The sequence below is a fragment of the Ideonella sp. genome, assembly GCF_035254525.1.
Classification (GTDB): domain Bacteria; phylum Pseudomonadota; class Gammaproteobacteria; order Burkholderiales; family Burkholderiaceae_C; genus Ideonella.
The window spans coordinates 44,384-59,469 of sequence record NZ_DATFAN010000198.1 but is presented as its reverse complement, the minus strand read 5'-3'; the positions used below and the strand labels follow the sequence as shown (position 1 = coordinate 59,469).

General features: G+C 72.2%; 16 protein-coding genes. 6 read left to right on the top strand and 10 right to left on the bottom strand.

The window, feature by feature from the left end; genetic code table 11:
• The first annotated feature begins 71 nt into the window (after positions 1-71).
• The 3 genes from tsaB to VJ693_RS21795 are packed head-to-tail and all read left to right on the top strand — an operon-like array spanning position 72 to position 2,129.
• Positions 72-809, top strand: coding sequence for a tRNA (adenosine(37)-N6)-threonylcarbamoyltransferase complex dimerization subunit type 1 TsaB (gene tsaB / locus VJ693_RS21805; protein WP_324157676.1), 738 nt, complete (start codon positions 72-74; stop codon positions 807-809).
• Complete coding sequence (gene rimI / locus VJ693_RS21800) at positions 806-1,330, top strand: ribosomal protein S18-alanine N-acetyltransferase (RefSeq protein ID WP_414652340.1); 525 nt, start codon at positions 806-808, stop codon at positions 1,328-1,330. Before tsaB ends, rimI begins: the two co-directional genes overlap by 4 nt.
• Positions 1,317-2,129, top strand: coding sequence for a uracil-DNA glycosylase (locus VJ693_RS21795; protein WP_324157674.1), 813 nt, complete (start codon positions 1,317-1,319; stop codon positions 2,127-2,129). Before rimI ends, VJ693_RS21795 begins: the two co-directional genes overlap by 14 nt.
• Here VJ693_RS21795 and VJ693_RS21790 read toward each other — a convergent pair.
• Both VJ693_RS21790 and VJ693_RS21785 read right to left on the bottom strand, forming a co-directional pair.
• Positions 2,110-2,601 carry a GNAT family N-acetyltransferase gene (locus VJ693_RS21790; RefSeq protein ID WP_324157672.1) on the bottom strand — a complete coding sequence of 164 codons (492 nt, stop codon included), beginning with the start codon at positions 2,599-2,601 and terminating at the stop codon, positions 2,110-2,112. The two genes, VJ693_RS21795 and VJ693_RS21790, sit on opposite strands and share 20 nt — an antisense overlap.
• A gap of 50 nt (positions 2,602-2,651) precedes the next feature.
• The gene (locus VJ693_RS21785) at positions 2,652-3,344 is read right to left on the bottom strand and encodes a cytochrome b/b6 domain-containing protein (RefSeq protein ID WP_324157671.1); all 693 of its coding nucleotides are present in this window, start codon (positions 3,342-3,344) and stop codon (positions 2,652-2,654) included.
• Positions 3,345-3,467: 123 nt separating this feature from the next.
• Between VJ693_RS21785 and VJ693_RS21780 the strand changes: the two genes are divergently transcribed.
• On the top strand, positions 3,468-3,920 hold the full coding sequence (locus VJ693_RS21780) for a cytochrome c (RefSeq protein ID WP_324157669.1): 453 nt from the start codon (positions 3,468-3,470) through the stop codon (positions 3,918-3,920).
• On the opposite strand, the gene egtD is transcribed toward VJ693_RS21780, so the two are convergent.
• The 7 genes from egtD to VJ693_RS21745 all read right to left on the bottom strand — a co-directional run bounded on the left by egtD (position 3,905) and on the right by VJ693_RS21745 (position 10,707).
• Complete coding sequence (egtD, locus tag VJ693_RS21775; protein WP_324157667.1) at positions 3,905-4,849, bottom strand: L-histidine N(alpha)-methyltransferase; 945 nt, start codon at positions 4,847-4,849, stop codon at positions 3,905-3,907. The genes VJ693_RS21780 and egtD overlap by 16 nt on opposite strands.
• Positions 4,850-4,858: 9 nt before the next feature.
• Positions 4,859-6,148: an ergothioneine biosynthesis protein EgtB gene (gene egtB, locus VJ693_RS21770; RefSeq protein WP_324157665.1), complete on the bottom strand. Its 1,290-nt coding sequence runs from the start codon at positions 6,146-6,148 to the stop codon at positions 4,859-4,861.
• A 119-nt stretch (positions 6,149-6,267) separates the two neighbouring features.
• Entirely contained in the window at positions 6,268-6,990 is a 723-nt protein-coding gene (locus VJ693_RS21765; RefSeq protein WP_324157663.1) for an alanyl-tRNA editing protein, read from the bottom strand.
• A 13-nt stretch (positions 6,991-7,003) separates the two neighbouring features.
• On the bottom strand, positions 7,004-7,588 hold the full coding sequence (locus VJ693_RS21760; protein WP_324157661.1) for a superoxide dismutase family protein: 585 nt from the start codon (positions 7,586-7,588) through the stop codon (positions 7,004-7,006).
• A gap of 79 nt (positions 7,589-7,667) precedes the next feature.
• Positions 7,668-8,513 (bottom strand): PhzF family phenazine biosynthesis protein, encoded by an 846-nt coding sequence (locus VJ693_RS21755; protein ID WP_324157659.1) that lies wholly within the window; start codon positions 8,511-8,513, stop codon positions 7,668-7,670.
• Entirely contained in the window at positions 8,513-9,748 is a 1,236-nt protein-coding gene (locus tag VJ693_RS21750; protein ID WP_324157658.1) for a PLP-dependent aminotransferase family protein, read from the bottom strand. The genes VJ693_RS21755 and VJ693_RS21750 overlap by 1 nt, the downstream gene beginning before the upstream one ends.
• Positions 9,745-10,707 (bottom strand): DMT family transporter, encoded by a 963-nt coding sequence (locus tag VJ693_RS21745; RefSeq protein WP_324157656.1) that lies wholly within the window; start codon positions 10,705-10,707, stop codon positions 9,745-9,747. Before VJ693_RS21745 ends, VJ693_RS21750 begins: the two co-directional genes overlap by 4 nt.
• Positions 10,708-10,798: 91 nt before the next feature.
• Between VJ693_RS21745 and VJ693_RS21740 the strand changes: the two genes are divergently transcribed.
• The gene (locus tag VJ693_RS21740; protein WP_324157654.1) at positions 10,799-12,226 is read left to right on the top strand and encodes a PLP-dependent aminotransferase family protein; all 1,428 of its coding nucleotides are present in this window, start codon (positions 10,799-10,801) and stop codon (positions 12,224-12,226) included.
• Positions 12,227-12,314: 88 nt separating this feature from the next.
• Positions 12,315-13,106, top strand: coding sequence for a hypothetical protein (locus VJ693_RS21735; protein WP_324157652.1), 792 nt, complete (start codon positions 12,315-12,317; stop codon positions 13,104-13,106).
• A 15-nt stretch (positions 13,107-13,121) separates the two neighbouring features.
• Here the strand turns inward: VJ693_RS21735 and VJ693_RS21730 are convergent, their stop codons facing one another.
• A complete protein-coding gene (locus VJ693_RS21730) occupies positions 13,122-15,083 on the bottom strand; it encodes an aminotransferase class I/II-fold pyridoxal phosphate-dependent enzyme (protein WP_324157650.1) in 1,962 nt (653 codons plus the stop codon).
• Between the last annotated feature and the right edge of the window lie 3 nt (positions 15,084-15,086).

Below are 15,086 nucleotides of genomic sequence, written 5' to 3'. Positions count from 1 at the left end.
TGGCCGATGCCCGCCTGCGCCCGTCCTGCTGCCCGGTGCCCTGCCGTCGTGCGGCAGGGTGCGCTGCCGGCATGAAGCTGCTGGCGCTCGACACCGCCACCGAGTCGATGGCGGTGGGCCTGGCCGACGGCGCGGTCCATTCGGTGGTCAACGCCGAGGGCGGCGCGCTGGCTTCGGAACGGCTGATTCCGACCGCGCTGGAGCTGCTGGCGCAGCGCGGGCTGGTACCGTCGGCGCTCGATGCAGTCGCGTTCGGCCAGGGGCCGGGCGCGTTCACCGGGCTGCGCACTGCGGTCGCGGTGGCCCAGGGCCTGGCCTTCGGCATCGGCTGCCCGGTGCTGCCGATCGACAGCCTGGCCATCGTCGCCGAGGATGCACGCGCCCAGGCGCTCGGGCCCGATGCGGGGGAAGCCTTCGAGCTGTGGGTCGTGATGGACGCGCGCATGGACGAGGCCTATGCGGCCGCATACCGCCACGACGGCCGCGCCTGGCAGGTGCGCCGGGCGCCGGCGCTGTACACGCTCGAGGCGCTCGCCGCATGCTGGCAGGCCGAGGGTGGTCCGGGCCAGGTGGCGGGCAGCGCGGTCGAGGCCTTCGCCGCGCGCCTGCCCTGGGGCGCCGCTCGCCTGTGGCCGCGCACCGCCGACCGTGCCGCCGCACTGCTGCGCCTGGCTTGCAGCGCCTGGGCCGCCGGGCGCGGCGTGCCCGCGGCGGCGGCGCTGCCGGTCTACTTGCGCGACAAGGTCGCGTCGACGACGGCAGAGCGCGAGGCAGCGAAGGCCGCGGCGGCCGGCGGGGCCGGGCGATGAAGGCGGCCGCCGCACCCGCAGCACCCGTGACGCCGGCATGGGCCTGGCGCGCGATGACGGTCAACGACCTGGACCGCGTGATGGCGGTCGAGATGCAGGCCTACCCCTTTCCCTGGACGCGCGGCCACTTCATCGATTCGCTGGCCGCGGGCTACCTGGCCCAGTTGCTGGTGGCCGGGGACGCGTTGGTCGGCTATTACGTGGCGATGCCCGGTGTCGACGAGCTGCACCTGTTGAACCTGACCGTCGCGCCGGCGCACCAGCAGCGCGGCCACGCGCGGGCGCTGCTGTCCCATCTGGCCCAGACCGCGCGCGCCGCGGGGGCGGCGCAGATCTGGCTCGAGGTGCGCGAAAGCAACGAGCGCGCGCGCCGACTCTACGAGCGGTGGGGCTTCGAGCGTGTCGGTCTGCGCAAGGGCTACTACCCGGCGGCGCGGGGCCAGCGCGAAGATGCGCTGGTGATGCGCTGGGCCGTGCCGACCGACGGCACCACGGAGCGGGCGGGCGATGGGCTGGTCTGAACGCCAGCGCGCGATGCTGCGCGCGATGGGCCTGAGCGTCTGGGCGCCGCCGGCCGGCGAGCCGGAGGCCGTGGCGCCCGTTGCCGAGACCGTGGCGCCGCGTGACACACCGCCCGCACCGGCCGCACCTATCGTTTCGGCCGTTTCGGTCCCCCACGGGCCAGCCCCAGCCCCGGCCGCGCATGCCATCGACGTGCTGAGCGAGGCCGCCGGCGAGGTGGCGACGATGGACTGGCCGGCGCTGCGCGCCGCCGTCGGCACCTGCCGGGCCTGCGCACTGTGCGAGAGCCGCACGCAGACGGTGTTCGGCGTCGGCAACCCGCGCGCGCACTGGATGATCGTCGGCGAGGCGCCGGGCGAGCAGGAAGACCGCCAGGGCGAGCCCTTCGTCGGCCCGGCCGGGCAGTTGCTTGACGCGATGCTGCGCGCTGTCGGCCTGTCGCGCGCCGAAGGCCCGCCCGAGCGGCAGGTGTACATCGCCAACACGCTGAAGTGCCGCCCGCCGCGCAACCGCAACCCCGAGCCCGCCGAGCTGGCGAAGTGCGAGCCCTTCCTGCAGCGCCAGCTCGCGTTGGTGCAGCCGCGGGTCATCGTGGCGATGGGGCGGTTCGCGGTGCAGGCCTTGCTGCGCTCGGACGAGGCGATCGGCCGGCTGCGCGGCCGCGTGCATCACTACCAGGGCGTGCCGCTGGTCGTGACCTACCACCCCGCCTACCTGCTGCGCCAGCCGATGGACAAGGCCAAGGCCTGGGAGGATCTGTGCCTCGCGGCCAGTCTGCTCAGCCCAGGTCAGCCTTGAGGTAGTGCGCCCCCGCAATGGGGTTGTAGTAGTACGGCGGGATCTCTTCGAAGCCCAGCGAGGCGTAGAGCTCGCGCGCGGCTTCCATGTCGTCCAGCGTGTCGAGCAGCATCACCGAGTAGCCCGCCTGCACGGCCGCGTCGAGCAGGGCCTGGGCCAGCAGCCGGCCCAGGCCGAAGCGCCGAAAGGCCCGCCGAACGTACAGCCGCTTCATCTCGCAGGCGTTCGCATAGTCCGCGTCGGCCAGCGGCCGCATCGCGCCGCAGCCGGCCAACTCGCCATCGACGAAGGCCAGCAGCAGCGTGCCGGCGGGGGCCGCGTAGTCGCCCGGCAGCGTATCCAGCTCGGCCTCGAAGCCCTGGAAACCCAGGTCGATGCCGAGCGACTCGGCGTACTCGCGCAGGATGGCGCGCGCGGCATCGAGCGTCTCGGGGGTGTCCGGCGTCAGCAGCCGTATCTCGGGGGTGGGCATGCCGGGGTGGGCAGGCAGGGTGCGCAGGAATCAGTGGCGGGGAACCGAGTCTAGCCAAGCCGGCCGACCCACACCGCCAGCCCCCCACACACGGCAGCCAGCAATGCCGCCAGCGCGCGCGTGCCGCCGGTGTCGGCGCTGGCGGGCGTGCCGGGCGGCAGCGGCTTGTCGCCCTGCCACATCGGGCGCAGCAGCGCCTGCTTCTTGCGGCCGACGTACCAGGCGATCGCGGCCAGGTGCAGTGCGACCAGACTGATGACCAGGCCCTGGCCGTAACCTTTGTGCCAGCCGGTGGCCAGGCTCGCGGTGGCGCTGCTGACGAAGCGGTTCAGCGGCCCGGTGGTGGCGATCTCGTCGTCGGCGACGAGCCCGGTCGTGACCTGCAGCGCGAGCACCGTCAGCAGCGCGAGGACCGACAGACTGCCCAGCGGGTTGTGGCCCGCGTCGAAGTGCTCGTGCGGCTGCGGCACCCCGCGCAGATAGCGAAGCACGGCCGGCGGTGAATACACGAAATTCGCAAAACGCGACCAGTGGCCGCCGATCAGGCCCCACAGCAGGCGGAAGGCGAGCAGCGCGCCGACCGTCAGCCCGAACCGCATGTGCCAGGCCAGCGCATTGCCGCCGAGCTTGCCGGTGATCACCAGCCCGATCACGCAGGCCGCGAGCAGCGTGTGGAACACCCGTGTCGGCAGGTCCCAGACGCGGGTCGGGACGAGCGCAGGCGAAGCGGTGATGGCAGGCATGGCCCGCCACCATACCCGCACGCCGCCGGCGAATCCAGACCGCCCGGGGTTTCCACCGGCGGTGGAATAGGCGCGGCAAGTGCACCGTACACGGGGGCCACTTCAACCCGCTGGAGGATCTGCATGAAACGTCTCGCCCTGGTCACCGTCGCGGCCGCCGGCCTGGCCACCGCCTTGCCCGCCGCCGCCCAGTTCCAGAAACCCGAAGACGCGATCAAGTACCGCAAAGCCGCGATGACGGTGATGGCCAACCACTTCGGCCGCATCGCCGCGATGGCCAACGGCAAGGCGCCGTTCGACGCCACCGCCGCGCAGGGCAACGCCGACATCGTCGTGATGATGTCCAAGCTGCCCTTCGCGGGCTTCGTCGAAGGCACGGCCAGCGGCGAGACCAAGGCCAAGCCCGAGATCTGGAGCGAGCCGGACAAGTTCAAGAACGCGACGACCAGGATGCAGGACGAGGTCGTCAAGCTCAACGCCGCGGCCAGGACCGGCAGCCTGGATCAGATCAAGATCGCCGTCGGCGACGTCGGCAAGAGCTGCAAGGCCTGCCACGACAACTATCGCAAGGAGTGAGCCGGGCGCAGCCAGTGCAGCGCGAACCAGCGCCGCGCGTCGACCCAGACCGCCTCGGGGTGGAAGCCGGCCCGCTGCGCCAGGCGCTGGAAGCCGGCCACGGTGTACTTGTAGGAGTTCTCGGTGTGCAGGCTCTCGCCCTCGGCCACCGGGAAGGACTGGCCGCACAACTGCACCACCTGATCGCAGCGGCTGATGAGGTGCATCTCGATGCGCTGCAGCGGCGGGTGGTAGAAGGCGCTGTGGGCCCAGCGCGCCAGCTGGAAATTGGCGCCCAGCTCGGCGTTGGCGCGCGCCAGCAGGTTCAGGTTGAAGCGCGCGGTGACGCCGCGCGCATCGTTGTAGGCCGCATGCAGCAGGTCGGGGTCCTTGACCAGGTCGACGCCGATCAGCAGGCCGCCGTCGAGCCAGTGCACCATGCGCGCCAGCAGCGCACCCGCTTCGCCCGGCTCGAAGTTGCCGATCGAACTGCCGGGAAAGAAGCCGACACGCGGCCCGTGGGCCGGCGGCAGCACGAACTCGCGCGTGAAGTCGACCGCCAGCGGGTGCACCGCGAGCCCCGGCCGCTCACGCCGCAACTCGGCCGCGCTGGCCCACAGGTGCTCGGCCGAGATGTCGATCGGCAGCAGGCTCGCCGGCCGCTCCAGCGCGTCCAGCAGCAGGCGCACCTTGCGCAGGCTGCCGGCGCCGAATTCGACCAGCTCGGCGCCCGGACCGATGTGGCGCGCGATCTCGGGCCCGTGCCGATCCAGCAGTGCGAGCTCGGTGCGGGTCGGGTAGTACTCGGGCAGCTCGCAGATCGCGTCGAACAGGCGTGAGCCCTCGGCGTCGTAGAACCACTTCGGCGCGATGTGGTGCGGGCGCTGCGCGAAGGCCTGCTGCATCGCATGGGCGAACTCGCTGGCGCAGGTGTCGGGCGATGGTTTCATGGCCTCCCTCTACAGATCCAGATCGCGGGCCAGGCGCAGACCGCTGAACTGCCAGCGCGCCGATGGCGGGAAGAAGTTGCGGTAGCTCGCGCGGCCGTGGCCCGGCGGCGTGGCGCAGCTGCTGCCGCGCAGCACCAGCTGGCCGACCATGAACTTGCCGTTGTACTCCGATGTGGTGCCGGGCCAGGGCTTGAAGCGCGGATACGGGTCGTAGGACGAGCGTGTCCATTGCCAGGCCGCGCCGAAGCACTGCAGGTCGCCGCTGCTGCGCCGCGCCGGCGGCTCCAGCGGCCCCGGCGGCGAGGCGCCAGCGGGTGCCGCGACACCCCAGGCGCGCGCCGCAGCCTCCCACTCGAACTCGGTCGGCAGCCGCGCGCCGGCCCAGGCGGCGAAGGCGGCGGCCTCGTAGAAGCTGAGGTGGCACACCGGCGCCTCGGGCCGGCGCGGCTGCTCGCCGTGCAGCGTGAACGCCTGGCCGCCTTCGCGCCAGTACAGCGGTGCCTGCCAGCCCTGGGCCTGCACCGTCGCCCAGCCGTCGGACAGCCACAGCTCCGGCCGGCGGTAGCCGCCATCGTCGATGAAGGCCTGCCAGTCGCGGTTGGTCACCAGCGCGCGCGCCAGCGCGAAGGGCGCCAGCCGCACGAGGTGGCGCGGGCCCTCGTTGTCGAAGCCGAAGCCCTCGCGCGCGTCGTGGCCGATCTCGACCTCGCCGCCACCGCATTCCCACCAGCCGGCATCGCCGTGTGCGGCCTCGTGGGGCATGGGGGCGGTCGGCGGGCGGTAGGCGGGCGCGAGCGGGTTCTGCGACAGCAGATGCAGGATGTCGGTGAGGATCAGCTCCTGGTGCTGCTGCTCGTGCTGCAGGCCGATCTCGACCAGCGGCGCGGCCCGCAGCCAGGTGTCGGCATCGGCATCCCGGACGAGCGCCTGAAGCGCCGCATCGACATGGGCCCGGTAGGCCAGCACCTCGGGCAGCGCCGGGCGCGTCAGCAGGCCGCGCTGCGGCCGCGGGTGGCGCGCGCCGAGGCTCTCGTAGTAGGAGTTGAACAGCCGGCCGAAGCGGGCGTCGAAGGGCCCGTAGCCGGGCTGGAAAGCCTGCAGCACGACCGCCTCGAAGAACCAGCTGGTGTGCGCCAGGTGCCATTTGGTCGGGCTGGCATCGGGCATCGACTGTGCGCCCTGGTCTTCCGGCGACAGCGGCTCGGCCAGCGCCAGGCTGTGGGCGCGCACCGCCCGCAGCCGCTGGGCCAGCGCGGCACGTGAAGCGAAGCGTCGATCATCGGGCGGCAGCTGTTGCATGGGGCGCGATGCGTGGCGGCGGAAAACGCAATGTACGGTGGGACGGCCACGGCGTCGACCACCGCGTGTGTCATGCTGTCACCACGCTGTCAGGAGCAGGGCACGTGCCCGGCCCTGCTTCAGGCGAACCCGAGCACCACGCGGCGCGTCCGGGCCGACTTCTTCTCGATCTTGGTCACCACCACCGCGCCGATGTCCGCGGTGTTGTCGACGTGCGTGCCACCGCAGGGTTGCAGGTCGACGCCCTGGACCTCGACCAGGCGCACCCGGCCGGAGCCGCGCGGGGGCTGCACGCTCATGCTGCGCACGAGCTGCGGGCTGGCGTCGAGCTCGGCATCGCTGATCCAGCGCGTCGTCACCGGATGCGCCGCGGCCACGAGGCGGGCGATGCCCTCGGTCAGGTCCTGCTTGTCGAGCGGATCGGTCATGTGGAAGTCGAGTCGCGCGTATTGCGCGGTGATCGAGCAGCCGTCCACCGGGTGCGGCACCAGCGCGCACAACAGGTGCGTCGCGGTGTGGAAGCGCCGGTGGGCTTGGCGCCGCGCGCTGTCGATGCGGGCGGTCACCGCCTGACCCGGCACCAGCGTGGTGGCGTCGTCCGGGTCGGCCAGAACATGCACGATCTGCCCCGGCTCGGTGCCCTTGCGCGTATCGGCCACCGCCAGCATGCGCCCGTCGGCCAGCCGCAGCACGCCGGCATCACCCGCCTGGCCGCCCCCTTGCGGATAGAACACCGTGCGGTCGAGCTGGACCGCGCCACCGTCGACCGCCGTCACCACCGCAGTGCACTCGACGAGGTTGGCATCGTCACGGAACAGTTCTTCGGTCGGTGGTGGGCTCATCGGCGGGGCGTCGTCAATATCCTGCGATCACGCCGCAGGCGATGCGCGCACCTGAGTTGCCGGTGGGTTGGGTGGCGTAGTCGTCGGGGTTGGCGTGCACGATCACTGCGCGCCCGACCAGGCTGGCCGGGCCGGCGGTGACGGTGGGCCCGGTCAGCGTCGTCTTCAGGTCGACCACGCCGTTCGCATCGGCTTTCAGCGCGGGCATGTCGCCCGCATGGTGGGCGGCACTCTGCGGCCCGTGCGGCTTGCCATCGGGGTTGAAGTGGCCGCCGGCGCTGGTGCCGTCGGTGCTCGCGCAATCGCCCTTCTCGTGCACGTGGAAGCCGTGTTCGGCGCCGGGCTTCAGGCCGGTGATCTGCGCGTGCATCATCAGGCTGCCATCGCCCATCTGGTGGTACACGACCAGGCCGCGCACATTGTTGCCCTGGGTCGGCGTCAGCGTGGCGACCGCCACGCGGCCCTTCATCATCCCCATGCCACCGTCGCCACCCATCATTCCGCCCGGGCCGTGGTCGTGGCCCTTGTCGGGCGAGGCACAGGCCGCCAGCAGCAGGGCGAGCACGGCAGGCGCGGTCGAGGTCAGGAATCGCGGCATGGCAGGGTCTTTCGGTGGTTAGGGTGGACGTCGACTGTAGGCGCGATGCGCGGCGGCGTGAAGCCGGCCCGACGTCGCGTCACAGCAGCACCTGGCCGCTGATGCACGGCGCCACGTCGCCACCGACCCAGACGGTGTCGCCGTCGCGCTGCACATGCACGCGTCCGGCGCGCCCCATGGCCGTGCCCTGCGCGGCGGTGTAGGCCGGCGGCGCGACGCCTTCACCGATCAGCCACTGCGCCAGGCTGGCGTTCAGGCTGCCGGTGACCGGGTCTTCCTCGACGCCGATCGGTGCGGCAAAACCGCGCACCTCGAACTGGGTGCCGGCCGCGCCGTCGACATCCTGCGCGGCAACCAGGCCGACCTTGGCAAGCGCCTTCAAGCGGCCATGGTCAGGGGCCAGCGCGCGGACGCGCGAGGCATTCGCCACGCGCAGCCCGAGCCACTTCGGGCCGTTGTCGAGCCAGCAGGCGGCCAGCAGGTCGGCCGGCGGCAGGCCGAGCGCATCGACCACCTGGGCCAGCAGCCCATCGTCGACCGGCTCGCGCTTCAGCGGCGGCGCGGCGAAGGCCAGCCGCGTGCCGTCACGCCGTACCGTCACCAGCCCGACACCGCACTGCTGCACGATCTGGCCCGCCTGCTTCGGTACACCGCCCGCGGCCAGCCACGCGTGGCAGCTGCCGAGCGTCGGGTGGCCGGCAAACGGCAGTTCGCCGCCGGGTGTGAAGATGCGCACCCGGTAGTCGGCGCGCGCGTCGGTGGGCGGCAGCAGGAAGGTCGTCTCGCTCAGGTTCGTCCAGCGCGCGAAGGCGGCCATCTCGGCGTCGGACAGGCCGTCGGCGTCGTGCACGACAGCCAGCGGGTTGCCCTTGAGCGGCGTGGCGGTGAAGACATCGAGCTGGCTGAACCGGCGCGTCGTGCTCATCAGGGCGTGACCTCTTCCAGTTCTTCGTTGAGATGGCGCTTGAGCACGCCGCCGAGCGCCGCGACCGCGGTGCGGATTTCGTCGGGCGACAGCGTCACGAAGGACAGGCGCATCGTGCGCACGTCCGGCGAGTGGGCGTAGAAAGCCTCGCCGGGCACGTAGGCCACACCCGCGGCCACCGCTTGCTCGAGCAGCGCCATCGCATGGCAGCCCTCGGGCAGGCGGACCCAGAAGAACATGCCACCCTGCGGCGCCGCCCACTCGCTGCCGGCCGGCAGGTGCTGCTCGAGCGCCGCGGCCATCGCATCGCGCTGGGCCTTGTAGCGGGCGCGGATCGTCGGCACATGCTGGTCGAGGAAGCCGCCCTTGATGACCTCGTACACGATGCGCTGGTTGAAGCCCGGCGTGTGCAGGTCGGCCGCCTGCTTGGCCTGCAGCAGCTTGGGGTAGAGCTCGCTCGGCGCGACCAGGTAGCCCAGGCGCAGCCCCGGCGCGAGCACCTTCGAGAACGAGCCGAGGTAGACCACACCTTCGGGCCAGCGCGCGGCCAGTGGTGCCGGCGGGGCCTCGTCGAACCACAGGTCGCCGTAGGGGTTGTCCTCGACCAGCGGCACGCGCGCCTTCTGCGCCGCGGCGATGACGGCGACGCGGCGCGCTTCGGGGATCACGCGGCCGGTCGGGTTCTGGAAGTTCGGCAGCACGTAGGCGAAGCGGGTGCCCGGCGCGTCGTGCGGCAGCCGCTCGATCGCCTCGGGCAGCGGGCCGTGCATGTCGCTGGCCAAGCTGCGGAAGATCGGCTCGTACGGCGCGAAGGCCTGCAGCGCGCCCAGGTAGGTCGGCGTCTCGACGGCCACCGGCGCGCCGGCATCGACCAGCACCTTGCCGACCAGATCGAGGCCCTGCTGCGAGCCGGTGGTGATCAGCACCTGGCCCGGCGCGACGCGCTGGCCCTGGCGGCCGAGTGCCTCGGCGACCCATTCGCGCAAGGGGCCGAAGCCTTCGCTCGCGGCGTACTGCAGCGCTTCCTTCGGCGTGTCGGCGAGCACCTTGGCAGTGGCCTCGCGCATCGCCTCGACCGGGAAGGTCTCGGGCGAGGGCAGGCCGCCAGCCAGCGACAGCACGCCGGGCTGCTCGGTGACCTTCAGGATCTCGCGGATGATCGACGGGTTCATGCGGGCGGCGCGTTGCGCCAGGTGCCATGCACTGGTCGGCTGGGTGTGGCCGGGTGGCGTCATGGGGTGGTCTCCTTCGTGGGGATGGAACGGGTCGGGGGATTGTGCGCCGGCAGGCGGCGGCCGATGGCCACGGTGGCCAGCACCGCGAGCGCGAAGACGAGGGTCGAGGGCTCGAGCGCTTCGCCGAGCAGCGGCACCGCGAACAGCAGCGCGAGAAACGGCTGCAGCAGCTGCACCTGGCTGACGCGCAGCGTGCCGCCCAGGGCGAGCGCGCGGTACCAGGCGAAGAAGCCGAGCCACATCGAGAACACGGTGACGTAGGCGAAGCCGCCCCAGGCCGAGGCCGAGGCCGGCGCGGCGGGCCACCAGGCCCAGGCCAGCGGGGCCGTGAGCGGCAGGCTCAGCACCAGCACCCACGAGATCACCTGCTCGGCCGGCCACTCGGTGGCCAGGCGCGCGCCGGCGACATAACCGCCGGCGGCGCTGGCGACAGCCAACAGCAGCCAGCCGTCCGCAACGCTCAACGCGCCGCCGCCTTCATGCGCGGCAAAGCCCAGCACCAGCGCGCAGCCCAGCACCGCGCAGGCCCAGAAGCCGGCCGACGCCCGCTGGCGCAGGGCGACCGCCGCGACCGCGGCCGTGGCCAGGGGCAGGATGCCGGTGACGACCGCGGCATGCATCGCCGGCACCTCGCGCAGCGCGAGCGCGATGCCGAGCGGAAAGCCGATCACCGTGCCGAGCGCGCTCAGCGCCAGGGTCGGCAGGTGGCGCCGCTGCGGCCACGGCGCGCGGGTGGCGAGCAGGTAGGCCAGGCTCAACAGCCCGGCGCCGGCCGCGCGGCCGGCGGTGACGAAGCCCGGCGGCAACTGCGGCGCCTCGGCCGGACCGACCGCGAGCCTCGTCATCGGAAAGGTCAGCGCGAAGATCGCGACTCCCAGCGCGCCCAGCCACAGGCCGCGCTGCGCCGCCGAGGCGTCGGCGGCCCGCGGCGGGATGGCGGGGCGGGTGAGGCTGGTCATGTGGACAGTCTAGGGCCGTGACCAGTACAGTACCGGTACAGAAATGCGGCGCAGCCCGCCGATCTGTATCGTTCACCTTGCCGACACAGCCATGAACGCCCCCGATGCCTTTGCGCTCACGCGCGCCGCCGGCGCCACGCTGACCGAGCAGCTCGCCGCGCAGTTCGGCGAGCGCATCCGCCAGCGCCTGCTGGCGCCAGGCGCGCGCCTGCCTTCGGTGCGCGAATGCGCGCGGCGGCACGGCGTCAGCCCGCACACCGTCGTCGCGGCCTACGACCAGCTGCTGGCGCAAGGCCTGGTCGAGGCGCGCCGGCAGCGCGGCTTCTTCGTGCGCGAGGCCGCGCGCGGGCTGCCGACGGTCGCCGGTGCCGAGGGGCCGTCCGCCAAGGCGGCGCCGCAGCGGGTGGCGCCGGTGGACGCCACCGCACTGATCCGCGGCATGTTCCACGGCCCGAGCGACCGGCCCGCGCCGGGGCTGGGCACGCTGCCGCCCGACTGGCTGGACCTGCCGCTGCTGGCCAGCGCGCTGCGCCGCGTGCTGGCCCACGGCGACGCCGCGCTCGCGCTGCAATACGGCCAGCCGGCCGGCGACATGCGGCTGCGCGAGGCGCTGGCCAGCAGGCTGGAAGACTTCGGCGTGCGCGCCCGGGCGGCGCAGATCGTCACCGCCACCGGCGCGACGCACGCGCTGGACATCGTCTCGCGGGCGCTGCTCAGCCCGGGCGACGCGGTGTTGGTCGACGAGCCGGGCTGGGCGGTCGAGTACGCGCGCCTGACGCAGCTCGGCATGCGCCTGCTGCCCGTGCCGCGCGGCACCGACGGGCCGGACCTGGACGTCATGGCCACGCTGGCGCGCGAGCACCGGCCGCGGCTGTACGTAACCGTCTCGGTGCTGCACAACCCGACCGGCCATTCGCTGACGCTCGCGCAGGCGCACCAGGTGCTCAAGCTTGCCGAGGCGCACGACTTCCGCATCGTCGAGGACGACACCTATGCCCACCTCGCGCCGGCCCACCTGCCTCGGCTGGCCGCGCTGGACGGGCTGCAGCGCACGCTGTACGTCAGCGGCTTCTCGAAGATCCTCACGCCGAGCTGGCGTGTGGGCTACGTGGCCGCGCCGCCTGCGCTCGTCGAGCGGCTGATCGACGTGAAGCTGTTGTCGACGCTGACCACGCCGGCAGTGCTCGAGCAGGCCGTCGCGCACTGCCTCGAGCAGGGCAGCCTGCGCCGCCATGCCGAGCGCGTGGTCACGCGGCTCGACGCGGCGCGCCACCGCAGCGTGCAGCTCGCCCAGGCGCACGGCTGCCGCTTCGTCACGCCGCCGCAGGGCCTGTTCGGCTGGGTCGACACCGGCGTCGACACCGAGCCGCTCGCGCAAGCCCTGCTCGACCAGGGCTGGCTGCTCGCGCCCGGCCACCTGTTCCATGCGACGCGGCGGCCGAGCACGCTGATGCGCATCAACTTCGCGACTTCGCAGGACGCGCGCTTCTGGCGATTGCTCGACCAGGCGCGCGGCTGACGGCCATCAAACGCCGCGCATGTCGCGCGGCACGAGGCGGCATTCGCTTGGCTAGAGTGGTTCCAGCCAACCACGACGGGAGTTGATGATGAGGGTGAATCGACAGGCGCAGTCCCGGGTGGACCTGCGCACCATGCTGGCTGCCGCGCTGCTGGCCGGCCTGCTCGCCGGCTGCGGCGGCGGGGGCGATGACGGCCCGAACACCAGCGGCCTCGTGCCCACCGCCCCGGCGCCCGGCGCGACGCTGTACGCCGACGCTGCGGTGCTGCGCCCGCTGGTGCCCGGCGCGAGCTGGCAGTACGCCGGCACGGACCCCGGCAACGTGGCCTACATCAACACCGTGACGCACGCCTCCGCGTCGCCGGGTGTCCTCGAGGCGGCCACCAACACCTTCAATGGTGGCGCCGCCAGTGTCCACGTCGCCATCGTCAACGGCAACGTCGTCCAACCCGATCCGGAGGATCTCGACGGCGACGGGGTGGCCGACATCTCCAACGCCATCGAGCTGCGATCGCCGGTGCGCGTGAACGACCAGGTGGTGGTCTTCGACCGGCGCATGCCCGGTGCGCTGGACGACATCGATGGCGACGGTCGCGGCGAGACCTTCGATCTCGCGGCGTACAGCCGCGTGATCGGCGCCGAGGACGTGGCGCTGGACGGGTTGCCGACGCAGCACGCGGTGCGCGTCGACCACGTCGTCGCCGGCCGCGTCATCTTGTCCAAGGATGGCCAGGCCACGCCGGCCATCACCGCGACGCAGTCGGTCTGGTATGCCGAGGGGCTGGGCATCGTGCGCCGCCGGCTCGACGCCCCGGCGCTCGACGGCGTCAGCCGCGACATCACCGACGAGCGGCTGACCGGCTGGGACGGCCTGCCCTGACAGGCCGCGCTTGGCTCAGCGCGCCGGCAACGCCGCGCGCTCCGCCTCGCTGAGCACCCGCAGGTGCATCTCGCCGTCGACCAGCGCGAGCCCGTGCAGGTCGATGGATTTCTGCGTCTGCAGCAGCCGCGCCAGGTAGGCCACGATGCCGGCGTCGATGACTTGCCCCGGCACCAGCACGGGAATGCCCGGCGGGTAGGGCACGATCTGGTCGCAGCAGACGCGGCCGGTCAGTGCGGCGTTCGGCTGGCCCTGCTCGTTCAACAGCGGCAGCCGCTCGCCGGCCTCGTAGAACGCGTCGCGCGGCAGGCAGGCGAGTTCGGTGAAACGCGGCGCCTCGGGCACGCGCACATAGGCGCGCGGGGCGCGCTTCTCCTTGGCCAGGCGCAGCATCGCGTCGAACAGGCGCGAGACCTTGCTGCGCGTGGTGCCGATTGTCAGCAGCAGCGTCAGCGTGTTGTGCGTGTTCTTCTCGACCTGGATGTTGTAGCGGCCGATCAGCTCGTCGCGCAGTTCGTCGGCCGAGTAGCCGCTTTGCGAGATGTCGATCGTCAGCTTGGTCGGGTCGAGCCGGATGCCGTCGTGCTGGACCTCCTCGGGCAGCAGGTCGACCAGCTCCAGCACGCGGAACGCGCCGGTGGCGTTGATCTTCTCGCGCAGTTCGTGGGCGAACTTCAGCGAGCGGTCGAGCAGCCGGTAGCCTTCCATCACCGCCTGCTTGCGCGCGACGTCCAGGCTCGCGATCAGGTTGTACTGCGGGCTGGTCGACGCGTGCATGTTGAAGTTTTCGCGGAACAGGTGCTCGTCGAAGGCCGGGTCGTTCACGTGGATCATGCTGGCCTGCGAGAAGGCCGACAGCACCTTGTGCGTGCTCTGCGTCGCGTAGTCGGCGCCGCACTCCAGCGCGGTCGGCCGCAGTTCGGGGTGGAAGCGCGCATGGCCGTACCAGGCCTCGTCGACGATGACCTTGATGCCGGCCGCGTGCGCCATCTCGATGATGGGTTGGAGGTCGTAGCGCAGGCCATCGTAGGTGCAGCTCGTGAGGATCAGCACCTTGGCATCGGGGTGGGCCTCGATGGCGCGTTGCAGCGTGGCTTTCGGCACCGGGCCGAAGATGCCGTACTGCCGGTTGACCGACGAATCCAGGTACACCGGCCGCGCGCCCGAGAGGATCACGCCGTGGTGGACCGACTTGTGGCAGTTGCGGTCCAGCAGCAGCTTGTCGCCGGGGGCCAGCAGGGTCTGGAAGATGACCTTGTTCGAGGTCGAGGTGCCGTTGGTCGCGAAGTAGGTCTTCTTCGCGCCGAAGGCCTTGGCGGCGAGCTTCTGCGACTGGGCGATCACGCCGGTCGGGTGCAGCAGCGAGTCGAGCATCGGCACGCTGACCGAGAGGTCGGCGCGCAGCATCTGCTCGCCGACGAAATCGTAGAAGTCGCCGACCCAGGGGCTGCCCTTGAACGAGTCGCCGCCGGCATGGCCCGGGGTGTGCCAGCTGTCCTTGGCCTGTGCGACGTAGGCCTTGAGCGCGTCGTAGAACGGCGTCTCGGCCTTCTCGGCGACCTCGGCCGCGACGATGCGGAACCAGCCATTGAAATCGTGCTCGCCGCGGAAGAAGTAGCCGTCGACCGCATCGCTCGCGAGCTGCTCGACCAGCAGCTTGTCGGTATCGTCTTCCAGCACCATGTACAACGACAGCTCGGGCCGCGCCTCGATGATGCGCTGGGCCGTGTTGACCGCCGGGGCGCCCGTCGACTTGGCGCCGCGCGGGCCGTGGTCGATCAGCACGACCTGCAGGTCGGCCTGCGTCGGCCCGGCGGCCAGCACCGCCTCGAGCGCGCTGCCGTCGCACGGGCAGGCGACGGCGATCAGCCCGAAGGGGTTGGGCAGGCGCGCCGCGGCGCCGTTCAAGCCCTGCACGACCTGCGCGCGCCATTCCTCGTCGGCGCTGACGACGAGCACGTGGGTGGCTGGGTTCATGCG

Bases quoted from the DNA above. Each gene is read 5' to 3' on its own strand.
- VJ693_RS21790 (WP_324157672.1), bottom strand. From the start codon at position 2,601: ATGCCCACCCCCGAGATACGGCTGCTGACGCCGGACACCCCCGAGACG.
- VJ693_RS21765 (WP_324157663.1), bottom strand. From the start codon at position 6,990: ATGAGCCCACCACCGACCGAAGAACTGTTCCGTGACGATGCCAACCTC.
- VJ693_RS21730 (WP_324157650.1), bottom strand. From the start codon at position 15,083: ATGAACCCAGCCACCCACGTGCTCGTCGTCAGCGCCGACGAGGAATGG.
- VJ693_RS21750 (WP_324157658.1), bottom strand. From the start codon at position 9,748: ATGACGCCACCCGGCCACACCCAGCCGACCAGTGCATGGCACCTGGCG.
- egtD (WP_324157667.1), bottom strand. From the start codon at position 4,849: ATGAAACCATCGCCCGACACCTGCGCCAGCGAGTTCGCCCATGCGATG.
- VJ693_RS21745 (WP_324157656.1), bottom strand. From the start codon at position 10,707: ATGACCAGCCTCACCCGCCCCGCCATCCCGCCGCGGGCCGCCGACGCC.
- VJ693_RS21795 (WP_324157674.1), top strand. From the start codon at position 1,317: ATGGGCTGGTCTGAACGCCAGCGCGCGATGCTGCGCGCGATGGGCCTG.
- VJ693_RS21735 (WP_324157652.1), top strand. From the start codon at position 12,315: ATGAGGGTGAATCGACAGGCGCAGTCCCGGGTGGACCTGCGCACCATG.
- rimI (WP_414652340.1), top strand. From the start codon at position 806: ATGAAGGCGGCCGCCGCACCCGCAGCACCCGTGACGCCGGCATGGGCC.
- tsaB (WP_324157676.1), top strand. From the start codon at position 72: ATGAAGCTGCTGGCGCTCGACACCGCCACCGAGTCGATGGCGGTGGGC.
- VJ693_RS21785 (WP_324157671.1), bottom strand. From the start codon at position 3,344: ATGCCTGCCATCACCGCTTCGCCTGCGCTCGTCCCGACCCGCGTCTGG.
- VJ693_RS21780 (WP_324157669.1), top strand. From the start codon at position 3,468: ATGAAACGTCTCGCCCTGGTCACCGTCGCGGCCGCCGGCCTGGCCACC.
- VJ693_RS21755 (WP_324157659.1), bottom strand. From the start codon at position 8,513: ATGAGCACGACGCGCCGGTTCAGCCAGCTCGATGTCTTCACCGCCACG.
- VJ693_RS21740 (WP_324157654.1), top strand. From the start codon at position 10,799: ATGAACGCCCCCGATGCCTTTGCGCTCACGCGCGCCGCCGGCGCCACG.
- egtB (WP_324157665.1), bottom strand. From the start codon at position 6,148: ATGCAACAGCTGCCGCCCGATGATCGACGCTTCGCTTCACGTGCCGCG.
- VJ693_RS21760 (WP_324157661.1), bottom strand. From the start codon at position 7,588: ATGCCGCGATTCCTGACCTCGACCGCGCCTGCCGTGCTCGCCCTGCTG.